This is a genomic window from Methylobacterium sp. WL18, assembly GCF_008040015.1.
Classification (GTDB): Bacteria; Pseudomonadota; Alphaproteobacteria; order Rhizobiales; family Beijerinckiaceae; genus Methylobacterium; species Methylobacterium mesophilicum.
In genome coordinates, this window is record NZ_VRVD01001003.1 from 1 (window position 1) to 1,131 (window position 1,131).

The 1,131-nt window shown below is 72.1% G+C and carries 1 pseudogene; it reads left to right on the forward strand.

Features of this window, described 5'->3' with window-relative positions:
* Nucleotides 1-97 precede the first annotated feature (97 nt).
* Nucleotides 98-964: pseudogene (locus FV228_RS30450) on the forward strand (PD-(D/E)XK nuclease family protein); the annotation flags it as partial.
* Between the last annotated feature and the right edge of the window lie 167 nt (nucleotides 965-1,131).

The window sequence follows — 1,131 nt, forward strand, 5'->3', positions numbered from 1 at the left end:
GCGACGGCACGGTCGGCGAACCCTCGCGCTTGAGCGCCCGGGTGATCACCGCGTCGCGGCAGCCCAGCGCCTGCACGAAGTCGTGCGCCATCTGGCCGACCCGGCCCTGTTCCCGCGCTCGCTCAGCGTCACCGAGATCGAGACGCTGGTGCGCGACCCCTACAGCATCTTCGCCCGCCACGTGCTCGGGCTCGACCCCCTGGAGCCGCTGGCCGCGGTGCCGAGCGTGGCGACCCGCGGCTCCCTCGTGCACGACATCTTCTCGGAGTTCGCCAGCGCCCATCCGGAGGGCCTGCCCGGGCAGCCGGAGGAGCGCCTGCTCGCCATCGCCACCAACGCGTTCGGCGAGATCGCCGACACCTATCCGGAACTCTACGCCGAGTGGTGGCCGCGCTACGAGCGCATGGCCGCCGCCTACCTCGCCTGGGAGGCGCAGCGCCGGCCGGTCCTGCGCCGCATCCACCCGGAGGTGTCCGGGCGCTGGGTGATCCCCATGGGCCGCGAGAGCTTCACCCTGCGGGCCCGGGCCGACCGGATCGAGCTGCGCCCGGACGGCACCGCCTGCATCGTCGACTACAAGACCGGCACGCCGCCCTCGGCCAAGATGATCTTTACCGGGTTCTCGCCGCAGCTCACCCTGGAGGCGGCGATGCTGATGCACGGCGCCTTCGACGGGGTGCCGCCGGTCAAGGCCACGCCGGACCTGCTCTACGTCCACGCCTCGGGCGGCCGGAAGCCCTTCGTCCCGATGCCGGTCAAGCCGCCCCGCGGCGAGGAGCGCAGCGTCGACGCGATCGTCGCCGAGCACGCCACCCGCCTGAAGGGGCTGGTCGCCCGGTTCATGACCGGCGATGCGGCCTACACCGCCCGGCCGTACCCGCAATATGCCAGCCAGTACGGGGCCTACGACCACCTGGCGCGGGTGCTGGAATGGTCGCTGGGTGGGGAGGAGGGTGGGGAGTAGCGGCGTTCTTGCCGACACCGATCCCTATCCCACCCGCGCCCTCATCCTGAGGCGCCGGAGCGTAGCGGAGGCCTCGAAGGAGCCCTCCAGCCAGCCTCGTGATTCCTGGAGCCCTCCTTCGAGGCGGCTGCGCCGCACCTCAGGATGAGGGGGTGGGTGAGAGGTGA